The sequence below is a fragment of the Brevibacillus sp. HB2.2 genome, from assembly GCF_013284275.1.
Taxonomy (GTDB): Bacteria; Bacillota; Bacilli; order Brevibacillales; family Brevibacillaceae; genus Brevibacillus; species Brevibacillus brevis_D.
On sequence record NZ_JABSUV010000037.1, the window covers coordinates 32,730 to 54,151 of the forward strand.

18 protein-coding genes are annotated in these 21,422 nt (G+C 47.6%); 5 read left to right on the plus strand and 13 right to left on the minus strand.

Features of this window, described 5'->3' with window-relative positions; translation table 11 throughout:
• Positions 1-23: 23 nt before the first annotated feature.
• The 5 genes from HP401_RS22895 to HP401_RS22915 form a co-directional block, all read right to left on the minus strand.
• Complete coding sequence (locus HP401_RS22895) at positions 24-920, minus strand: LysR family transcriptional regulator (protein ID WP_173606640.1); 897 nt, start codon at positions 918-920, stop codon at positions 24-26.
• Positions 921-1,031: 111 nt separating this feature from the next.
• Positions 1,032-2,144 carry an Ig-like domain-containing protein gene (locus HP401_RS22900; RefSeq protein ID WP_173606641.1) on the minus strand — a complete coding sequence of 371 codons (1,113 nt, stop codon included), beginning with the start codon at positions 2,142-2,144 and terminating at the stop codon, positions 1,032-1,034.
• Positions 2,145-2,261: 117 nt separating this feature from the next.
• The gene (metA, locus tag HP401_RS22905; RefSeq protein ID WP_173606642.1) at positions 2,262-3,182 is read right to left on the minus strand and encodes a homoserine O-acetyltransferase MetA; all 921 of its coding nucleotides are present in this window, start codon (positions 3,180-3,182) and stop codon (positions 2,262-2,264) included.
• A 142-nt stretch (positions 3,183-3,324) separates the two neighbouring features.
• Positions 3,325-4,584: a Glu/Leu/Phe/Val family dehydrogenase gene (locus HP401_RS22910; protein ID WP_173606643.1), complete on the minus strand. Its 1,260-nt coding sequence runs from the start codon at positions 4,582-4,584 to the stop codon at positions 3,325-3,327.
• A 184-nt stretch (positions 4,585-4,768) separates the two neighbouring features.
• Positions 4,769-6,217, minus strand: a complete 1,449-nt coding sequence (locus tag HP401_RS22915; protein WP_173606644.1) for a nicotinate phosphoribosyltransferase — start codon at positions 6,215-6,217, stop codon at positions 4,769-4,771.
• A gap of 85 nt (positions 6,218-6,302) precedes the next feature.
• On the opposite strand from HP401_RS22915, the gene HP401_RS22920 reads away from it, so the two are divergent.
• From HP401_RS22920 to HP401_RS22930, 3 genes are all read left to right on the plus strand, one after another.
• Positions 6,303-7,010: an MOSC domain-containing protein gene (locus HP401_RS22920; RefSeq protein ID WP_254457152.1), complete on the plus strand. Its 708-nt coding sequence runs from the start codon at positions 6,303-6,305 to the stop codon at positions 7,008-7,010.
• 18 nt (positions 7,011-7,028) lie between these two features.
• Entirely contained in the window at positions 7,029-7,715 is a 687-nt protein-coding gene (gene rluF, locus HP401_RS22925) for a 23S rRNA pseudouridine(2604) synthase RluF (protein ID WP_173606645.1), read from the plus strand.
• A gap of 215 nt (positions 7,716-7,930) precedes the next feature.
• Positions 7,931-8,131, plus strand: coding sequence for a cold-shock protein (locus HP401_RS22930; protein ID WP_007721941.1), 201 nt, complete (start codon positions 7,931-7,933; stop codon positions 8,129-8,131).
• A gap of 204 nt (positions 8,132-8,335) precedes the next feature.
• On the opposite strand, the gene HP401_RS22935 is transcribed toward HP401_RS22930, so the two are convergent.
• The gene (locus HP401_RS22935) at positions 8,336-9,757 is read right to left on the minus strand and encodes an aminotransferase-like domain-containing protein (protein ID WP_173606646.1); all 1,422 of its coding nucleotides are present in this window, start codon (positions 9,755-9,757) and stop codon (positions 8,336-8,338) included.
• 109 nt (positions 9,758-9,866) lie between these two features.
• Between HP401_RS22935 and HP401_RS22940 the strand changes: the two genes are divergently transcribed.
• Complete coding sequence (locus tag HP401_RS22940) at positions 9,867-10,790, plus strand: DMT family transporter (RefSeq protein ID WP_173606647.1); 924 nt, start codon at positions 9,867-9,869, stop codon at positions 10,788-10,790.
• 140 nt (positions 10,791-10,930) lie between these two features.
• Here the strand turns inward: HP401_RS22940 and HP401_RS22945 are convergent, their stop codons facing one another.
• The 5 genes from HP401_RS22945 to HP401_RS22965 all read right to left on the minus strand — a co-directional run bounded on the left by HP401_RS22945 (position 10,931) and on the right by HP401_RS22965 (position 16,907).
• Positions 10,931-11,908, minus strand: coding sequence for a DUF4367 domain-containing protein (locus HP401_RS22945; RefSeq protein ID WP_173606648.1), 978 nt, complete (start codon positions 11,906-11,908; stop codon positions 10,931-10,933).
• Positions 11,886-12,458, minus strand: coding sequence for an RNA polymerase sigma factor (locus tag HP401_RS22950; RefSeq protein WP_173606649.1), 573 nt, complete (start codon positions 12,456-12,458; stop codon positions 11,886-11,888). Before HP401_RS22950 ends, HP401_RS22945 begins: the two co-directional genes overlap by 23 nt.
• A 235-nt stretch (positions 12,459-12,693) precedes the next feature.
• Positions 12,694-13,020, minus strand: coding sequence for a DUF1904 family protein (locus HP401_RS22955; RefSeq protein ID WP_012684582.1), 327 nt, complete (start codon positions 13,018-13,020; stop codon positions 12,694-12,696).
• A 73-nt stretch (positions 13,021-13,093) separates the two neighbouring features.
• Positions 13,094-15,151 carry an ABC transporter ATP-binding protein gene (locus HP401_RS22960; protein WP_173606650.1) on the minus strand — a complete coding sequence of 686 codons (2,058 nt, stop codon included), beginning with the start codon at positions 15,149-15,151 and terminating at the stop codon, positions 13,094-13,096.
• Between the two features lie 4 nt (positions 15,152-15,155).
• Entirely contained in the window at positions 15,156-16,907 is a 1,752-nt protein-coding gene (locus HP401_RS22965; protein ID WP_064202382.1) for an ABC transporter ATP-binding protein, read from the minus strand.
• A gap of 461 nt (positions 16,908-17,368) precedes the next feature.
• Between HP401_RS22965 and HP401_RS22970 the strand changes: the two genes are divergently transcribed.
• Complete coding sequence (locus tag HP401_RS22970; RefSeq protein ID WP_173606651.1) at positions 17,369-18,727, plus strand: TrkH family potassium uptake protein; 1,359 nt, start codon at positions 17,369-17,371, stop codon at positions 18,725-18,727.
• A 95-nt stretch (positions 18,728-18,822) separates the two neighbouring features.
• On the opposite strand, the gene HP401_RS22975 is transcribed toward HP401_RS22970, so the two are convergent.
• Together HP401_RS22975 and HP401_RS22980 are read right to left on the minus strand one after the other, a co-directional pair.
• A complete protein-coding gene (locus HP401_RS22975) occupies positions 18,823-20,235 on the minus strand; it encodes a YfcC family protein (protein ID WP_173606652.1) in 1,413 nt (470 codons plus the stop codon).
• 30 nt (positions 20,236-20,265) lie between these two features.
• Positions 20,266-21,399 (minus strand): M20 peptidase aminoacylase family protein, encoded by a 1,134-nt coding sequence (locus tag HP401_RS22980; RefSeq protein WP_173606653.1) that lies wholly within the window; start codon positions 21,397-21,399, stop codon positions 20,266-20,268.
• Positions 21,400-21,422 lie beyond the last annotated feature (23 nt).

Here is a 21,422-nt window from a genome sequence, read left to right on the forward strand (position 1 = left end):
ACAATACATAAACATCATCATTTCTATTCCATTTGGTTATGGCTGTACATTTTCTCTACAAACGATATGAAAGCCTTTGTCGCATGCGATAAATACCCTTCTTTTCGATAAATCAAGGCATACTGCCAGTCAATCACCGGGTAGGAAATGTTGACGGTGTGTAATTGTCCGTTATTCAAGCGTCTCACGATGGAGCGTGGAATGAGTGATATCCCCAGTTGAGTAGCCACCATCTCTCCGACAAAATCCCATAAAGAGCTCATGTAAGCGACATTCGGTTCAAAGCCGGACAGCTTGCACGCATGGCGCACCACATCATGCATCGCGTACTCTTCGGTAAACAAAATGAAAGCTTCGTCCTTGAGCTGTTCCAAGCTCACCTCATCGACTCCCGCGAGCCAATGCTCCCGATGAACGATCGCAACGAGGTCCTCTGCGAGCAAGGGAACCGCCTCAAATTTCTCCTGATCCGTTGGCAGAACGGTTAAGGCCACATCGATGCTTCCTTGCTCCATTTGGATTTCAAGCAGCTTGGCGCTATATTCCTTCATCTCGATATCGATGCCTGGATATTGCTTTTTAAACAAGGCAATCACATTCGGCAAGAGAAAAGAACCCACCGTTGGCATCATGCCCAGCTTGACCCGACCACGCTCGACGTCTCGCAATTCTGCTATCGACGACGCCATGCCCTCCATCAGCTGCAACACTTTGGTCGCATAGCTGTAGACCATTTCCCCTGCGTCTGTCAGATCCATTTTCCGCTCCGTCCGATCCAGCAGAACTACCTCTAGCTCTTCTTCCAATGCCTTGATCATTTTGCTGATAGAAGGCTGAGAGACGTGGAGGGATTGCGCGGCCTTCGTAAAGTTTTTATGTTTGACTACTTCCACAAAGTATTGCAGCTGTCGAATATCCATGATGTCCCCCGTCTTCGTGCAATCAAAAGCGTTAGCTACAGATTACCACAGGCCGGAGTATGCGAAAAAGCCAGGTACGCAGTCGCGCCCTGGCTTTTCCTCCAGCGTGAGTTACTTCACGGTTACCTGTATTTTTACGACTTTTCCATTATACGTTGCGGCAATCGTTGCACGACCTGCTTTTACAGCCGTGATCTTGCCATCCACTACAGTCACAACGGAGCTGTTCGTGGAGATCCAGTCTGCATCGGTAGTGACATCTACCTTGGTTTTGTCGGTATAGATAACAGATACCTTCAAGTCTTTTGATTCGCCAACTTTGAGATCGGCCTTTTTCATGTCAAATTCCATCTTGGAGATGACAGCAGACTCTACAGGGATCGAGATCGTCTTTCCACCGTAAGTTGCTTTAATTCTCGTTTTGCCAGAGCCTACAGTTGTCACGACTCCGTTTTCAACTGTGGCAACTTTTGCATCGTCGGATGTCCACTTGGCTTTGCTTGTTACATCTACTTTTTCTTTCGTAGACAGGGTAGCCAACAGCGTAACCGACTGGGTAGTGTCTGGGCGCAGATACAGCTTTTTCTTATCACTGTCCAGCTTGGAGACGACATCCACCTCTACTGGAATGGAGACGCTTTTTCCACCGTACTTCACTTTGACCTTCGCTGTGCCCGAGCCTACTGCCGTAACCAATCCATTCGTTACCGTTACGATTGCCTTATCATCGCTTTCCCACTCTGCCTGAGCCGTTACATCACCAGTAGACTTATCAGAGAAAGTTGCTGTTGCGTTTACTTGTTTCGTGCCACCTACGCTGAGAGCCAGTTTCTTCTGGTCAGCAGTAAGCTTGGAAATCACATCGATCTCAACAGGGATATTCACACTTTTGCCCTCGAAGCTTGCTTTCACTCTCGTTTTACCGGAACTAACTGCTGTGACCAAGCCCTTGTCAACGCTCGCGATGTCACTGTCAGAGGAAGTCCACTCCGCTTGTTGTGTGACGTCTTCCGTTGTTTTATCCGTGTATTGCACGCGGACAGTCAACTGCTGTGTCCCCGCTTTTTTCAATTTTACTGTCTTTGTATCAACTACAAGCTTGGAAATCTTCTTCTGCGTACTTGTCGTCGCAGAATTCGCCAATGCCGGTACTTGGCCGACGCTGGAAAAGATCAGCCCAACGGTAACAGCCGTAGCGAGCATTCCTTTTTGCCAGTTTCTCATGCTCACATCCCTCTCCTCTCTATTTTTCCACCATTTTCTATATCGGCTAAACAACTGTACTTCTTGAATACTAAATGGCAAAAACCATCCGAATCACCTCGGATGGCTGCTACGTTGCTATCGCTTGTCGTTGTTCAAATCATACGGTGTCTCTTGGTAAACGTAATAGTTTAACCAGTTAGAAAACATCAGATTGGCATGTGCGCGCCAGGTGACGATGGGCTCGCGGCTTGGATCGTCCTTTGGATAGTAATTACGCGGAACAGCTATATCCAGGCCTTTGTTCACATCCCTCTGGTACTCGTCTTGCAGGGTCGTCGGATCGTACTCGGAATGTCCTGTCACGAAAATTTGTCTGCCATCCCTGGTCGCTACGATGTAAACCCCTGCTTCATCAGACTCGGACAAAATCTCCAGTTCAGGCACTTGCTCGATGTCTTCCCTGCGATTTTCGGTATGCCTGGAATGCGGAATGTGGAAGTAGTTATCAAATCCGCGGAACAGCTTCACATTTTGCTTATTAAGCGTGTGAGGGAAGATTCCGAACATTTTTCCTGGCAAAGGATGCTTCGGAACGCCAAAGTGGTGGTAAAGACCCGCTTGTGCTCCCCAACAAATATGCATGGTCGAGGTGACGTTCTCCATTTTCCAGTCGAGGATTTCTGTCAGCTCCTGCCAATACGTGACGTCTGTGAACTCGAGCTGTTCGACTGGCGCTCCGGTGATGATCATGCCATCAAATCGCTGGTCACGGATCTCCTCAAACGTTTTATAAAACAACGATAAATGCTCTTCTGACGTATTTTTGGACGTATGACTGGACATGTGCAAAAGCACGATTTCCACCTGTAGCGGCGTATTCCCCAGGAGGCGGAGCAACTGTGTTTCCGTTGTTTCCTTCACCGGCATGAGGTTGAGAATGACGATCCTGAGCGGTCGTATGTCCTGTGTGAAGGCACGGCTATCCTTCATCACAAAAATATTTTCCTGGGCGAGTATTTCCGTTGCAGGCAATTCGTCTGGCAATTTGATTGGCATAAAAATCCCCCTTTCCATCCTTTGAACACAGGTAGAAAAACAATAATCCGACAAATTCGACAAAAATACTCGCCTTCCTGCTAATCCCTCAAAGGAAAACGAAAAAATCCCCTTGCAAGCAAGTTGCAAGAGGTTTCTTCCCTTAAATCCAGCCGCGTGCTTCCATCGCCTCCGTAATTCGCAAAAGCGAGATCATATAGGCTCCTGTGCGCAAGTCCACCTTGTATTGATCAGAGAGTTCTTTTACGGCGCGATAGGCGTTAATCATGGTCGTTTGCAGCTTTTCGTTTACCTCAACCTCGGACCAGTAGTAATTCATCAGGTTTTGCACCCATTCAAAATAAGAAACGGTTACACCACCTGCATTGGCGAGAATGTCCGGGATCACGGTAATCCCTTTTTCCCGCAAAATGGCGTCAGCATCGGGTGTAGTAGGTCCGTTTGCTGCCTCTGCAATCCACTTGGCTTGAATGCTGTCGGCATTGGCTGCTGTGATGACATTTTCCAACGCGGCCGGGATCAGAATGTCCACCTCGAGCTCCAACAGCTGTTCATTGGAGATGACCGTACCACCTACATAGTCCAAAATGGTGGCGTTGTCTTTTAACTGTCCTACCTTTTCGATATCCAAGCCAGCAGCATCATAAATACCTCCGCGGGAGTCACTGACTGCCACGATTTTGAAGCCTAGCTCTGTTAACAGCCTCGCTGCTATTCTTCCCGCATTGCCAAAGCCTTGGATCGCGACAGTTGTTTGTTCTGGCTTGCGTCCAGAATCTTTTAATGCTTCAAGTATGGTAAAGACACATCCGCGAGCAGTCGCTTCGTTTCTTCCTTTGGAGCCGCCGACTGAGAGTGGTTTTCCAGTGATCACTCCCGGAGAATAGGTGCCTTTTAATCGACTGTACGTATCCATCATCCACCCCATAATTTGTGGGGTCGTATACACATCGGGTGCAGGTATGTCTGTCTCAGGTCCGACAATATCAGCGATGGCTTCCATGAAGCCGCGGCTGACTCGTTCCAGCTCATTTTTGCTGAATTCGTGGGGATCACATATGACGCCACCTTTTCCGCCGCCATAAGGAAGACCAACCACGCCACATTTAAATGACATCCACATGGAGAGCGCCTTGACTTCATCCATCGTCACATCCGGATGAAAGCGAATCCCTCCCTTGGTCGGTCCTACTGCATCATTATGCTGAGATCGGTAGCCTTCAAAGACACGCACGCTGCCATCATCCATCTTGACAGGAAAGCTGACGGCCAATACTCGTTTGGGTCGCTTTAAAATTTCGACAGCATCGCTCCGCAATCCCAACAATGCCGCTGCAGCGTCAATCTGTTTCTGCACAATCTCGTATGGATTCAGGTTTTCTTTCTCTACAGTATTTAGCATCTCTCTTCCTCCCCAATACTTTTCACATCACCTTGGCGCAGAACTAAAGGATGAATGGAGTAATTATATACGATGAAAGTAAATTCAGACAATTTATTTTCTTTGTTTTCACATTATTGTGTTATTTTTGGTAAACAAATAAAAAACGCCTGATGCATCCTCGCGACACATCAGACGTTTTCTCTTATTTTTTCAAATATGCCTTCATCAGCTTTGTTTTCGTTTCCCACATCTCTTCGCTGATGTGCAGACGGTAATGCTCCGGATTCAACATGCGCAAGTATTCAGGCCAGAACAGCTTGAGTTGCTCACGATGGTAGTTGCGAATCTCTTGGAGGGTCGGCAGTTCATAAATCAGTTCCCCATCAACAAATACCGGAACGAGCAACGACTCTGCCTGGTAGTTCTCCAAATGCTTGCTCAAATACGTATGGCTCGGATGGAACAAATGGAGCGGGGCTCCCTTTTCGACTGTTGTTTCATGCGGGAAGCACATGTAGTCAGCAATCGCTTTGCCTGTTTCCGGATCAATCAATCGGTACATATCTTTAATGCCCGGCGTCGTGACTTTTTCCGGATTCCCGGAGATTTTGATGGTCGGCTGATATTCTCCGTCCACGCCTTCGCGTGCCACCAGCTTGTATACGCCTCCGAGCGTCGGCTGATCCGCTGCCGTGATGAGCTGCGTTCCAACTCCCCAGCTATTTACGCGTGCTCCCTGTACTTTCAGGTTCATAATCGTGTGCTCATCGAGATCGTTGGAAGCGACAATTTGCACATCAGTCATGCCTGCTTTATCCAGCATTTCACGCGTCTTGCAGGACAAATACGTCAAGTCGCCACTGTCCAAGCGCACTGCTGTCAGCTTTTTGCCTTGTTTCTCCAGGCGTTTTCCGACCTTAATTGCATTCGGGACGCCGCTTTTGAGTGTATCGTAAGTATCGACCAGCAAGGTTACCTGTCCTGGTAGAGCTGCTGCGAAGCGCTCAAATGCTTCTTCCTCACTCTCAAAGCTCTGTACCCATGAGTGAGCGTGTGTTCCTTTTGTCGGAATGCCAAACATTTTCCCTGCCAACATGTTCGATGTCGCGTCAAAGCCAGCCAAATAAGCTGCCCGCGTCCCCCACAGCGCAGCATCTGCCTCCTGCGCCCTTCTCGTTCCGAACTCCATAAGAACATCATTGCCCGCCACGTTTTTAATCCGCGAAGCTTTGGTTGCAATCAGCGTCTGGTAGTTCATATAGTTCAACAGGGCCGTCTCAACCAGCTGTGCCTCCATGACACGCCCCTCTACGCGAATGAGCGGCTCGTTCGGGAAAACCACGGTTCCTTCTTTGACAGAGTAGAGCGAGCCCTTAAAACGAAGCTGGCGCAGCTCTTCCAAAAACTTCGGATCGTAGTTCTCCTCCTGCTCACTCAAATACTTGAGATCGCTTTCTTCAAAACGCAAATTTTTTATATAGGAAACGATTCTTTCCAATCCGGCAGATACAGCGTATCCGTTTCCAAAAGGCAGCTTGCGGAAAAATGCTTCGAAAACGACCTTCTGATTGTGTGTTCCGTTTACCCAATGGGCGTACATCATGTTGATCTGATATTTATCTGTGTGTAGTGCCACACCAAATGATTGCATGTCACTGAGGCCTCCTGTGTATTCCTTTCTATCATCATACCAGAAGCGTTCGCTGATGCCCATCCGCTGTGGAGGATATTAGGGAATGTGGTATAGTATGGGGATAAAAAGAGAAGCAATCGTACAGGCTGGGAGTGAGCATAAGTTGACCAGAAAAATCGTTACTATTAGTAAAGGTTTGCCTAAAAATAATATGTACAACGGCAAGGAATATCTCTCCGGCATTTGGAAGGAAGAAGCAAACGAGCTTGTTGTCCGTTCCGAGAAAATTGATGACGACGATATCGCAAATCCAGAGTATCACGGTGGCCCAGACCGCGTCGTCTGTGCGTATCCTTTTGAACATTATGCCCATTGGGAGAAGTTATTCGGCCAACCTCTGACCAATGCGGCATTCGGAGAAAATCTCACACTCGCTGGCATGACCGAAGAGCAGGTTTGCATCGGGGATGTGTATCAATTTGGTGATACGATCCTGCAAGTGACCCAAGGCAGATTTCCTTGCGCGACGATTAACAAGCGCAACAACAATAACCAACTGCTCAAAGCCGTGGTGGAAATGGGCTATACGGGCTATTTCTTCCGCGTTTTGCAGGAAGGGACGATCAAGCCAGACTCAGAGATTGCCCTAATCTCTGCTCATCCAAAGCAAGTCAGTGTGGCTTCCATCCACCACTTGTACTTCCATGACAAGGCACCATCCCAAGGGACGATACAGCGTATGCTCGAGGTGGAGGAATTGGCCCTGCCTTGGCGGAATAAATTACTTGAAAAACTGGAAAAGCAGCAGTAATAGCGAAAGGAATGTCTCATGCGAATTAATAAGTTCATCAGTGAAACCGGCATTTGCTCACGAAGAGAAGCCGATAAATTAATCGAGTCCAAGCGCGTGACGATCAATGGCCAACTCGCGGAACTGGGAAGTACGGTTGCGTCAGGAGATGACGTTCGCATCGATGGACAGCCCCTCGGTGTCAAAAAGAAAGATGTCTACATCGCCTTGAACAAGCCTGTTGGAATTACGTGTACAACTGAACTGCACGTCAAAGGCAACATCATCGATTTCGTGAATCACCCGGAGCGGATTTTTCCTATCGGGCGTCTGGATAAAGATTCGCAAGGCCTCATCCTGTTAACCAATGACGGGGATATCGTAAACAAAATTTTGCGTGCTGAGAACAATCATGACAAAGAGTACATCGTCACCGTAGACAAGCCCATCACGGCGAATTTCTTGCATGGAATGGCAAACGGCGTACGCATTCTCGGAACGACTACCAAGCCTTGCAAAGTAACCAAAGTCAGCGACCGCGTCTTCAATATCGTGCTAACGCAAGGGCTCAATCGGCAAATCAGACGGATGTGTCAGGCTTTTGGTTATCAGGTAAGAAAGCTTGAGCGAGTACGCATCATGAACATTGGGCTGGGGAATTTGAAATTGGGGCAATGGCGAAATCTGACGGCCAAGGAATTGACTGATCTGAATAAAAACTTGTGAAATCTGAACGGGTTGGAGTTAGTATAGTGGCTCATTTATATTTTCTTTCATCAAATATACGCGAATGATTTGCTATCCTTTCAATATCCTGTTATGCTAGTAGAGAATTATTTTTGTTCGAAGCAACGGATAGCGTAGATAGCAAAATTTCGTCTAGATGATCCTGAGAGCAAGGATAGTAATATATGTGTGTTACACACTAGGAGGCAATAACAATGGAACAAGGTACAGTAAAATGGTTTAACGCAGAAAAAGGTTTTGGTTTTATCGAGCGCGAAGGTAAAGAAGACGTATTCGTACACTTCTCTGCTATCCAAGGCGACGGTTTCAAATCCCTTGACGAAGGTCAAAAAGTTACTTTTGACGTAGAACAAGGCCAACGCGGACCACAAGCTACTAACGTTCAAAAAGTTTAATTTAACCAAACACAAAAAACAGACTCCTGTAAGGGTGTCTGTTTTTTTGTTGTCTGAGACACAAATAAAAAACCCTACTCACGTAAATGGAGTAGGGAATGCTACAGAACAGTAAATGGTAGACTCAGTATAACACAGTACATCGCACTTCTTAAAATTTTTATATTTTCAAATACGGATTATTCAACCCAGCCCTTCCTTTTCCTACATGTTCAACTGACGAACCGTACTGACGAGCCTTTGCAAACCGTTGCGCAGCTGGTGTTCATTCAAATAGGAATAACTGATGCGTATCCAAGAGCTAAACTCCCGCAGCGGATCACAGATCGCACCGGGCACAAACGTAATCGATTGTTCTATGCATTTCGCCAAAAGACTATCCATCGGGACAGAATCAGGCAGCTTCACCCATAAATTAAAGCCTCCTGGTGGACTGGACCACTCCCAGTCGGTCACAGACAGCTCTTCCTCCATAATATCCCGGCGAATGGCCAATGCAATCCGCAGCTTCGCCAAATGCTGCTGCATCCGTTCGGAGAAGAAATAATGCAAAAAAATCTTTTGATTCAGCAGGGGCGCCCCACTGTCGGACAGTGATTTCGCCTGAATCAAATAATTCATAATAGATGGACGGCATGCCACAGTCGCAATACTTAACCCCGGCGCAATGTACTTACTAAAGCTGCGCAGATAGATGACATAGCCCGCCGTGTCGTAAGAAAAAAACGGCAGTGGAGGCTCGTCACCGAAGTAAATATCGCGGCACGGATCATCCTCTACGATCAGACACTGATACTTCGCAGCCAGCTCCACCAGTCTTTTCCGTTGTTCAGCGGGAACCGTATAGCCTGTCGGATTATGAAAGGTCGGATTTAGATAAAACAAGCGTGGTTTTTCTTTTTGCATCAACAGTTCAACCTGCTCCAAATCATAGCCATCCGGCGAAATCTCGATGGAAATCATGTTGGCGCCCTGTCTTCCGAATACATCGATAGCCGGACTGTACGTAGGTCTCTCAATCAACACGACATCACGCGGCTTTACAAGGACTCTGGCAACCAAATCAATCGCTTCCTGCGAACCAGATGTAATCATCAGCTCATCGGGGGACAGGTGAAAATGATTACGGCTGACATAATAGCTGCACAGTGCTTCCCGCAGCTCCTGATCTCCCTGTGTGGTTGAGTAGGTACCCAGCACTTTTGGATACAGATCAAACACTTTCTTCACGTACTCGGAAAAGTAATGATTCGGCAATAAATTAGGTTCGATCAATGCTTTGGAAAATTGATAGGTCGCCTGCACCTGATGAATTTCCGAAAGATAACTCTTGTGCACATAGGCAGAAACGATTGGATCATTCAGCGACTCCACTGGCAACAGGCTGCTCGGTTGTACATAATACCCCGACTTATCCTTCACGTACACATGGCGGTTTTGCTTTAATAATTGAAATGCTTTAAAAACGGTCAGGCGATGCACATTCAATTCCAACGCCAACGTTCGAACAGAAGGGAGCTTTTCATGTGCCCTCCACTCATCGCGTCTGATTCGTTCCAGAAGATAGTCATACACTTGTTCGAACAGCTTATCAGAATGACTGTTTGAAAGAGCCTTCCTTTTCATGCCGCTCCCCCCTTCCCCCATGATAATGGATGGATCTCTGTATCTGTTCTATTCTATTTCATCTGTTCTATTCCCTTCCCCTTATGATGAGGAAAAGGGAGGAATCATAATGGTACTGCTTAATTATGTGGTCATGTGCTTGATATTCGGAACGACTTTTCTGGCAATCAAAGTCGGGATCGATGCTGGAGCTCCGCCGTTTTTCTCAGGAGGACTTCGGTTCTTTCTGGCAGGTGTCATTTTGTTTTCATTTATGCTCTGGAAAAAACAGGCGCGTCTCTCGCTGCTGTTTCATAAAGAAATGCTCCTTACCGGTATCGGTTTGACGTTCGGGACATTTGCCCCCTTGTATTGGGCAGAGCAGCATGTAAGTTCAGGAATTGCAGCGATATTATCTGCAACAGGCCCTCTCATGGTGATGCTGCTTCAGACCGGTATTACTCGGCAAAAGCCCTCCGGTATTGCTTGGATGGGTTGCTTGGTTGCCTTTGTCGGTGTCTTTTTGCTGATTTTACCCGGTGTGACCGTCTCATTCAGTCTCCTTTGGCTTACAGGGTGCATCGCAGTCATATTCGGGGAACTCTTTTATTCTGCTGGTGCAGTATACTCCCGGAGCGTCATCCAACGGTTTCAAGATACCTCACCCATCGCTTTGAATGCGGCACAGATGATGTATGGAGGAGCCATGCTGCTTGTCTTATCGTTATTTACGGAGCAAGTGCATATCGAATCGATGCTCACGGCTAATGCCATCCTCTCGCTCCTGTACTTGGTCTTCGTTGGTTCCATGATGGGGCACACCATTTTCTATTGGCTTGTTGCCAAAACCAACCCTGTGTTTCCCTCCACGTGGCTCTATATCTCTCCGTTGATTGCCTTAAGCTTGGGCGTCATCCTGTACAATGAGCCGCTTTATCTCCTGTCTTTAGCAGGGGGAATCACGATTATTGTCGGGATTATCCTGATTAATATGGATGGCTTGAAGCAGTTGATGGGCAAAAAGGCAAACAAGCTACGTGATGTAAGCAATTAGCGAAAGAAAAGGAGTACCACAAGCCAAACTGTGCTTTGTGGTACTCCTCTTTTAGGAATATGGTTATTTCGTATCGTTGATCTGCTCGGTGTTTTGATCAACTCGTCTTTGGATGCCACTTTCTCTGAGAGAATTTCTCATTATTTCGCTTGATTGATTTGTTCCGCCATTTTCAGCAGCTCTTCTTTCGTGCTTACACTCATCTTGGCTCTCAGGTTATAGTTCACCTTTGTACCATTTTTCACCCAATCCAAAGAGTGTACGGTGTCCCCATTTTCAGGTGCGAAAGTGGAGTACACGGCTTCATTGTCGCCAATCATGACTTTCTCCAAATTCTCCGCAAGTGTACCTCCACTTTTATTGTTGTCACCCAGGATGGAAACTTCTAAGAAAGCACTTCCTTTTTGGCCCTTGTACTCAATCTCTGCATCACGAAGCTTGTCTGATAATGGAATTGGTTGTACCACGTATTCTTTTTTCGTTCTTTCTTGTTCCTCTTTCATCGCTTTCTCATCATACTTGTCACTTGGAAGATAGATCGCTTCACCTGCTACAAACTTGAAATCCGTCCCCATCTCTGCCGGTACCTTGAACAGATGGCCAACCTTTTGTTCCATGTCCTTCCACGTTGTATAGGTAAAAGGCTTGGATCGTACATCTACGAACGGAGTACTGTTTGGATTTGATTCCAACTGAAGTTTTGTCAGCGGCCAATAAATGGCAACCGCTTCGCCAGGTTTTAATCCATTGACGATTTGTTCCCCCGTATCCAACTGTTTAAAAATCTCTGCATTTCGATTCTTGATCTGATCCTGTATGTCAGGGGGGAGCTGTTGCATCTTTTGTTGCTGTTCTTGCATACTCATTTGTTTAAGCTTTAGCACTACTTCGCCCTTCTCATTTTTCAATTGGATCATTTCCACTCCTGCCCATACGGAAGACGCTCCAACGAGCATACCTACAGTGACTAGCAAACCGATTTTCTTTTTCACGACTTTTTCCTCCTTGTTTTCTTTGGCACGAATTGCTGCCATGACTTTATGTTTGACATCGACTTTCGGGACTGGCTTCGCTACCAGCATGTCTCTCATGTGCTTAAACGGATTTTTGTCCATCATTCAGCACCCCTCCCATCGTTGGCAAATAACGTTTGCACTTTTTCAAAACGCGTTCAAATTGTTTGCGCAAGGCTGCTGGCTTTTTGTCCATCAGCTCCGCGATTTCCTCGTACTCTCTTTCCTCTAGCACACGCAGGAAAATAAGTGTGCGTTCTTCGGCGGACAGCCGTTTCCAGATGCGTTCGATTGGCTCCCCCAAATAATTGCTGTCGATGCTCTCCTCCACATAGTTGCGTCCATCCTGATCACGGTTGTACAAAAAGGGCAACACGCGGCTTAATTTCCTGCGCTTTAGCACATTCGCACAATGGTTGTAAGCGATCCGATACAGCCATGCCGAAAATGACAGCGAGTACGTATACTGATCAAGATGCTCGTAGGCACGAAACAGGACTTCCTGGACAGCGTCTTCTGCATCTTGACGGTGACCGAGCATGTGATAGCAGTATGTAAAGATCGGTTGTTGATAGTAATCGATAATGAGTTCGTATTGCTCAAGAGAACCGCCTTTTATTTCGATCAGCAGGCGCTCTATCTCTGTTTTTTCCACGGTTTGCCCTCCTCTCACTATGAATAACAACTGGCATCTTTTGTTTGTGACACCTATTTTAGAAATTTTTGGTTCTGCGAATAAAATGAAAAGGTGCTCCACCCGTCTCGTACGAAAAACCTCGTACTACAGGAAGGAACACCCTTATTCCATGCTTGTATTCATTTAGTTGTCTGTACGCTTGTCGAATGTCTTGATTCTTTCCCGGGAAATCGACAGCACCTGTCGGCTTCTCTTAGAAATGCTCTCCGTTGGCATAATAGCTTTCTTTTTGATAAGCGACAAATGCCATTTCCACTTCTGGGATGCCAAGAGATAGGACATGCTTGGTTACAATCTGGGCAAACTGGTCACGAACCTCTTGCCCCCGCTCAAACCATGCTACTTCAATAAAAGGAAACGACTCCACGATCTTCCCGCCAAAAACGCCTGTTGTATGCAAGCATTCGATTGTGAAATTGTCTGTACCGCATTGGCAGAGTGCAGCAAGCTCCACTGCAAGCGGTTCGCTAATCGTAGCCATTTGTTCAGCTTGAATGCCTCGAACGATAAGGTGTGGCATGATGATCCCCCCTGAAAAGTCCATACTTCTATGCTCTATCTTACCGTTCAAGAGGCAAAAAGAGTAGAAAAAACTAGGTCAGGGCTGCGGCGCTCCCATGCTTACCTACTGCCTCTTGCACCCGCACTTCTTTGTTCCCTTGCTGCAATTGATACATCTGATGGTACCTGCCTTGTTTCTCCATCAAGTCTTCATGCTTTCCTCGCTCTACAATTCTGCCTCGATCCAGTACGAGAATTTGATCTGCATTTTTGATCGTAGACAGGCGATGAGCAATAATGAAGGTCGTTCTCCCTTTTTTCAACACCTCAAGCGCATTCTGAATAATGCCCTCTGTTTCCGTGTCGATGCTGGCGGTCGCTTCATCCAGAATGAGGATAGCCGGGTCAAACGCGAGAGCACGAGCAAACGAAATTAACTGACGCTGTCCGAGCGAAAGCGTGCTTCCCTTCTCGATAACGGGTTCATCGAATCCTTTCGGAAGACTGCGGAACAGTTGGTCTGCCCCTACATCACACAATGCCTTCTCCACTTTTTCCGGCGAAATTGACGGATCATCCAGACTCACATTGGAACGAATCGTTCCTGTAAACAAAAACGGGTCCTGCAAAACAATAGCCATATGCTGACGAAGCTGCTGTTTGGAAAACGACTGCACATTGCGCCCATCAATCATAATCGCTCCTCTGTTTACATCATAGAAACGGAGTAACAGATTAATAATCGAGCTTTTTCCCGAACCCGTGTGACCAACTAGTGCCACTGTCTCTCCAGGCCAAGCTTCGAACGAAATGTTTTTCAGTACGTATTGGTCGTCTTTGTAGGCAAAGGAAACATCGTCGAAGCGAACATTCCCCTGATAGCACGGAACCTTTGCTGGATCAACGTCGACACCCTCTTCATCCAGCAGTTCAAACACACGCGACGCCGCAACGAGGGATTGCTCCAGGTTCGCCAATTGGTTGACGATCTGTGTCATCGGCTGGAACAAGCGATTCAAATAATCGACGAATGCGTAGAGGACACCAAGTGAGAGCAGTGTACCTATCCCGAGGGACGCTCCTCCGAAATACCAGATGAACAAAACAAACGCGATATTGCGGATGAACTGAACCAGGTTAAACGAAGCGGTCGCATTGAGCCGCAGCATTTTATTTTGGTAGGTGAACAACTCTTCGTTCAGCTCGCCGAATTCCCGCATCGTTTCCTTTTCCCTGCGAAACGCCTGAATGATCGGCATCCCTTGGATCGACTCGTTAATCATTCCGTTGATGTCACTGATGCGTGCCCGAATGACATGGTTGAATCCAGAGGCGTACTTGCGGTACAAGTAAATCCACACCACCATGATTGGCAAAATGACCAGACAAACGAGCGCGAGTCGTATATCAAGCAAGAACAGCGCTGCGAAAATACCGATTAAATAAATCCCGCTCGTAATAAAGTTGCCGAGCACATTCGTAAACAGCTCACGGATCGCCTCCGTATCGTTTGTGACACGAGCAACCACCTTCCCAGCAGGGAGATGATCGAAATAGTGAATGGGCAATCGTTGGATATGCGCGAACACGTCAATACGCAGTCTCTCGATGACCTGATTCGCTGATTTTTGCCATAAAAATTTTTGCCCATAGTGGAAAAGTGAGGCAACTACCAATAATCCGAAATAGAGAGCTGCCAATGTGAGCAAGCCGCTTGTCTCTGGCCGGAAAAATTCAAATATCTCCTGATTGCTTAAGAGAGTGGCCTGGTACTCCGCTCGATCCGCACCTTTGACAATGACGAGCTTCCCATCCTCAACGGAGCGCTGCCCATCATACGAAATCGCCTGATTCAAAAAATAATAGTCGCGCCCCACCTGCAGAACACGAACTTCCCCACCTGTGCTCTCACTAGCTACCAAGTGATCCTGTCTGGTGTAATACTTCCCTTTGTAGAACACGGAATTCTCACGCTGTGCCGTCTCATACCAAGGGAATTCAATGCCCATGATGTGCGTATCGATCATTTTTTTCGCCAAAAACGGTCCCGTCAGTTCTGCCCCAACTGAGATAGACAGCATCAATACCGCTAAGAGGATCGTCTTTTTAAAAATGGATGCATAATGGACTAGCCTTTTCCCTGTCGTCATTCATTCACCCGCTTTCTGTCAGCGTCGCTTCAATCTGCTGTTTCTCGAATTGTTCTTTATACCAACCACCCAGCTCCAATAGCTGTGCATGTGTACCTTCCTCGACGATTCGTCCTTCGTCTATGACGAGAATCCAATCTGCATGCTGGACCGCCGATAAGCGATGTGTGGTGATCAGTGTTGTTTTGCCTGCACGCTCCCGGCGAATATTCGTGATCATCTCCGCTTCGGTTTTGCCATCCACCGCCGACATGGCATCGTCGAGAATCAAAATTTCCGGATTGACCAACAGAGCCCGAGCAATCGAAACCCGCTGTTTTTGCCCACCTGAAAGGGCTACACCTTTTTCACCAACAAGCGTTTGCAAGCCTTCAGGCAATAGCTGCACATCCCGAGCAAATGCGGCCTGCTTCAACACTTCCTGTAATTGTTCTTCTGTTGCCTCGTTGTTCCCGAACAGGATGTTTTCGCGGACTGACTTCGAGAACAGAATCTGCTCCTGCGGTACATAGCCGATCCAGCTCTTGATGTTATCCAGACTAATCTGTTCTAGCGCCTCTCCCGAAACACTAATGGCTCCCCGTCCTACCGGATATTCGCGAAGCAGTTGTCGAACCAACGTGGATTTCCCGCTTCCCGTACGCCCGACGATTCCTAGCGTCTGACCCCGCCCCAGAGTAAAGGAGACATCCACTAATTGGTCAACCTGCGCAGATGGATAGCGGAATGTCACGGAATCGAACCGAATGACTTCTGGTACTGCCACACGAACTGGTTTGTCGTGATCCGTCACATCGGCTTCGTACGCCAAGGTTTCATTGACCCGATCCAGCGAGGCACTTCCTCTTTGCATCACATTAATCAATTCGCCAATCGCAAACATCGGCCAAATGAGCATCCCGAGATAGACGTTGAACGAGACCAGCTCTCCCAAGGTCAGTTCTCTTTGGAACACGAGGTAGCCACCGTAGATCAAGCCGATCATATAACTGATCCCAACCAATATTTTGACAGTCGGCTCAATCAGCGAATCGATTCTCGCCACATCGATATTTTTTTGATACACTTCATGTGTTTTTTGGCGAAAGCGCTCCTGATCCGCCATCTCCTGTACGTAAGCTCGAATCACGCGAACCCCAGAGACGGATTCCAGCACGCGGTCGTTCAGCTCACCGAACGAGGTTTGTGCGGTAGAAAATCGCTCGTGAATTTTTTTCCCATACTGCTTAATGATATAGGCCATGAACGGCAATGGAAGAATCGCCGCTAAGGTCAGCTTCCAACTGATCAAAAAACCCATCGTCAGCACAATTGCCCCTGTAAAGGATAACGAATCCACCATCGTTAAAATTCCAAAGCCTGTCGTCATCGAGACAGCCTTTAGGTCATTTGTCGCTCGTGCCATCAGATCACCGGTACGATTGCGCTGATAAAACGTTGGCGTCATCCGCAAAAAATGTGTCATGAGCTTCGACCGTAACGTCCGCTCCGCCAGAAACGCTCCCCCAAACAACTGGCGAATCCAGATAAAATTGACCCAATAAATCGCGACAGACAATACACCGAAAAACAGCAAGATGGATACTAGCCGCTCGCCAGTCAGCGTCCCCAGGTGAATCTCATCAATAGCCACCCCGATGATTTTTGGAGGGATAATCTCCAATAAGCCGCCCAGAATCAATAGCAGAATAGCGACCGTATACCGTTTCCAATGCTCCTTGAAAAACCAATCAAGCTTTGCCAAAACCGAGAACATCCGTATTTCTCCCCTCTCTTTACCCGGCTGGGTGACCTTTTAAAGAGGCCAAAAAAAGACATATCGCCCATGAGCAACATGCCTTTTCCTCAACAAAAATAGAAAAGGCGCAAGTTACGAAAAATGTAACCTACGCCATGTTAACGAGATCAAAAAAACGATACTACGCTCGTATCAATGGTGGGGTTACGTCATGTATGCCCTTGTTTGAATGACCCATGCGTACAATTCTTTTCATGACTAGCCCACCTTTCCATTAATATTTTGAATTTCCAATAAATACATTCTGAACTTTACCATTATTACAGATACATTGTCAACCGCGAAAAATACCGCAGGCAGAATTCTGTCAGCATTGGTTCGGCTCATGAACAATGGGTAAACGTATCTTTTGTATTTTTGCTTGCGAACTTTTTTTGGTATGATTATCCTCATGAAGCTTATTCAGGAGGCCATTTATTTTGTTATCATCCAATCAAAAGCGTCGATTGACATCTGTTCAAATCATCGTGTTCGCCTACGTTGGGCTCATCCTGATCTCAGCGTTTCTTCTGTCATTGCCGTTTTTTCACTTGCCGGGAGTCTCGCTTTCTTTTATTGACTCTTTGTTTACTGCGGCGAGTGCCATCAGCGTTACCGGGCTGACTGTCATTACGATTCATGAGGTTTTCAACCAGTGGGGGATTTTGTTTCTTACGTTGCTCTTCCAGGTTGGCGGGGTCGGAATCATGACACTCGGCACGTTCATTTGGATCCTCATGGGTCAAAAAATCGGCCTGGAACAGCGTATCTGGATCGCGACAGACCACAACCGCTCCACGCTGTCCGGTCTGGTCGATCTGATGCGCAATATTCTCGTGATTGCGCTCATGATCGAGCTGGTGGGAACCATCCTGTTAGGTAGTCATTTTATTTACGCCGGCTATTACGACGATTGGTACACCGCTTTTTACCACGGTTACTTTGCATCTGTCAGTGCTTTTACGAATGCCGGGTTTGACCTGCACGGAAACTCCATGCTCGACTTTACCCACGATTACGTGTTTCAGACTATCGTGATGATCTTGATTATTTGTGGAGCGATCGGTTTTCCCGTTCTCGTGGAGCTGAGAACGTACTTTTCCTATCGCCGCGCAAAAGTGCGTTTCACCTTTTCCCTCTTCACCAAGATCACGACACTGACGTTCTTTTCCTTGATCGCCATTGGCGCCCTGCTCATTTTCGTTTTTGAACGAAATCACTTTTTGGTCGATAAGTCTTGGCATGAAATGCTGTTCTATTCATTGTTTCACTCCGTCTCCTCACGAAGCGGCGGCTTGGCTACGATGGATATCAGCCTCTTGTCGACCACAACACTCATCATGCTCTCCGGGATGATGTTCATTGGCGCCTCGCCGAGCAGCGTGGGCGGGGGAATACGGACCACGACGTTCTTCGTCCTGATTGCCTCTGTTTTTGCCAACATGCGTGGCTACAAGGATGTAAAGGTGTTCGGAAGAGAGCTGGTTGATGAGGACATTCAACGCTCCTTTAGTGTCTTTTTCATCGCAATCATCCTGGTGTTCACAGCGGTCATGCTGCTCGTCTGGCTGGAGGACTTACCTTTCCAGTACGTCTTGTTCGAGGTCTGCTCTGCTTTCGGTACGACCGGATTATCTACCGGGATTACGGCTCAGATGGGCATAGGCGGCAAGCTCATCCTGATTATTACGATGATGATCGGACGTATCGGGATTATCAATTTGCTCCTCTTCTTGAAGCGCAATGACCGAATCGTACGCTACCATTATCCGAAAGAACGCATCATCATTGGTCAATAAGAGGAAAGGAAATCCCCCAAAGCTTTGTAGCTGTTGGGGGATTTTTTTCTAGAAAGCTGGCAGAGGCCAGGCCTTCCTTGTCATCGCATGTAGAATTAATACGGGCCCCAGTTCATCAATACTCCGATCACGATAAACACGATGGAGAGAACTGTCCATACCGCTGTGAGCGGAAGCATGAACTTCAGCCACTTGCCGTAGGAAATGCCACTCATCGCCAAAATACTCATCAGAACACCTGAGGTTGGGTTAATGCAATTGACGACACCTTCTCCGAGCATTAGAGCCTCTACTGCGACCTGACGCGTAATGCCCATCAGATCAGCCAATGGTGCCAGCAGCGGCATCAGCATAACGGCTTCACCCGAACCGGACGAAATCAAGAAGTGCAGCCCGGCGCTTCCGAGGAACATCCCAATCGCCCCTGCCATCGGAGAGAGCGGCTCCAGGATGGTAGCAAGCCCGTACACGATGGTATCGAGGAACTTTCCATCCTCCAAAATGACCGTGACAGAACGTGCCATACCGACGATCAATGCCCCGTAAATCAATCCCTGACAGCCTTTTAAGAACGTTTTGGCAATATCGTTGCCGCTCATCTTGTTGAGCAAGCCTACTCCGATCGCAATAAAAATAAAGATTCCAGACATCTCGTTTACGTCCCATTTGAACAAGATCGTGCAGACGATAAAACCAATCAGAACGATCCCCGTAAACGCCAGGATCAATTTGTGACGGGTAGTAAAATCAACATTATTCGTGTCTACTTCCATCGTGGTTGCACCACTATCAGAAGGAAAGAGCTCACCCTCCAAGATACTCTTGTTTTGACGAACCTTACGCGCGTAACGTCCGATGTACAGGATGGTTACGATCACAAATGTAACATAAATGATGGTGCGGTAGCCGATACCTGAAAACAGCGGCAGCTCCGCAATTTGTTGGGACAAGCCCAGCGTTCCTGGAAAAGCAATTGTCGTATTGAATCCGGCATACACACCCAGATAAATCAGAGCCACACCAAAGATCGCATCCATTTTCATCGCTCTCGCAATCATGATGCCGAGCGGAACGAAAGCAATGACGGAGTTGACGATGACACCCAACGTACCCAAAATGGAAAAGACGGAAGTAATCAAAATAACCAGCAGCCACTCTCTATTTCCCAGTTTTCGGACCATGGTCAGAATCGCTGCGTTAAGTGCACCTGTCTTATCCAAAACTGCTAAAGCACCGCCTGTGAACAAAACGAGGAAGATGATCGGTGCGCCTTTGACCATCCCTGTCTGGATCGCGGTAAAAAACTCGATAAAGCCCGTAGGATTCGGCTCGACCGCATGATAGCTACCCGGTACAACCGTCGTCACATTGCCGTTTTTTACACGGTCAAATTCTCCTGTCGGGACCACATAGGTAGCCAATGCACATAGAAGTAAGATGCAAAACAAAAGGACATAGGCGTCTAGCCGAAATAAGCTTTTCTTTTTTAGTTGCTTGCTCTCTGTCATAAGGTAACCCCCTGCGTGTGTAGCGGTTCTCTAAGAATGTTGGGCTGCTTCATAAATCGCAGCTGTCATGATTTTTGCCCCATAAATCAAGGCATCTGTCTGAAAAGTCATCTGTGGATGATGCAGAACAGGTGTGAGACCACACCCCAAACCAATCATCGTGGTAGCAAGCTCAGGGCGGTGAATCGCGTAAAAATGGAAGTCCTCTCCACCTGGTGTCACACATATATCGGCAATTTTGTCCTCACCCAGCACTTGCCCAATTGCCTTTTTGGCTACTTGGATCATATTCGCATTGGCGACCGCAGCCGGTGTGACTCCCGACCATTCCCACTCCACATCCATGCCCATCAAAGCCCCTGTCTGAGCCATGGCATGCTCGGTTTTTCTCCGCAATTCCGCCATGCCTTCATTGGACTGTGCACGTACATCGAGGCTAAAGGTCGCTCGATCAGGGATGACGTTCACCGTTTCTCCCCCTGCTTGCAATTGGGTCATCTTCACGGAAAAAGAGCACCCGTCTTCCAGACGAATGTTTTGCAACGCCTGAACCAAAAACGAAGCGGCTTCGATGACATTTTTTCCGAGCGCCGGACGTGCTCCGTGTGCTTGCAGACCTGTAATCGTCCCTCTGAGAGAGCTAGACGATCCATGCAAAATCGCCGGAGCAGCGCTGCCATACGGGACTTCCATTTCCGGGCGCAGATGGACACCGATCAGCTTTGTCACGCCTTCCAGGGCGCCATCCTTCATCAGCTGCAAGGCTCCGCCCATCTTCTCTTCAGCAGGCTGGAAAAGAAAGCGCATCGTTTTTGGCGGTACCACTCCGCTTGCTTGAATAGCCAGGGCGCTGTAGAGAGCCAGTGTCGAGTGAGCATCGTGTCCGCATGAATGATTCGGTCTTACTACGCCATCTACTTCCTGAACGAGTGCATCCATATCCGCGCGCAAAGCAACGATTTCAGCACTCTCTCCAGGAATCTCCGCATAGAAGCCGTGGTGCCCCTCGAAGCGTGTGACGGCAATACCAGCCGCCTCCAAGCGTTCCCGCAAATATCTCGCCGTTTTCTCCTCTTGCCAGCTCGGCTCCGCCAATTGATGCAAATCTTTGTATGTTCGCACTATTTCGTCGCGATGCTCGTCCAAGTATAAGAACGGATTCATCCGATACATCCTCCTCCTTAATG